1 protein-coding gene is annotated in these 446 nt (G+C 58.5%); it reads left to right on the forward strand.

All coding sequences use genetic code 11. The annotated features are described in order from the left end of the window. A partial coding sequence (locus MWC30_RS21950; protein WP_244086323.1) for an ATP-binding cassette domain-containing protein occupies nucleotides 1-446 on the forward strand: 446 nt, incomplete at both ends.

Raw genomic sequence — 446 nt, forward strand, 5'->3', positions numbered from 1 at the left:
CGTAACATGCTGATCCATGTGGATGTGGAAAAGGTGCTGGTATCCCGGGGGAGGAGCTTCAGGCTCAAGGCGGAGCTCACTTCCGAGGAGCAGTTCGTGGTCCTGTTCGGGCCTTCGGGGTCGGGGAAGACCCTTACCCTTCAGTCCGTGGCGGGTCTCGTCACTCCCGACGCGGGGAGGATTGTCCTGAACGGTCGCGTGCTGTTCGATGCCCAGGCGGGGATCAATATCCCTTCCCGAAATCGTGGGATCGGTTACCTGTTTCAGGATTATGCTCTTTTTCCACATCTCAGTGTCGCGGAAAACGTGGGTTTTCCGCTGAAGAAGGGCTTCCGATGGCGCCTTTCCAAGCCGGACAGGCGCCGCCTTCAGGAGATCCTCGATCTCTTCGAGATCTCCCACCTGGCGCAGAGCTTTCCCTTCGATCTTTCGGGAGGCCAAAAGCA

Source organism: Desulforhabdus sp. TSK, from assembly GCF_022836495.1.
In the GTDB taxonomy this organism is placed as follows: Bacteria; Desulfobacterota; Syntrophobacteria; order Syntrophobacterales; family Syntrophobacteraceae; genus Desulforhabdus.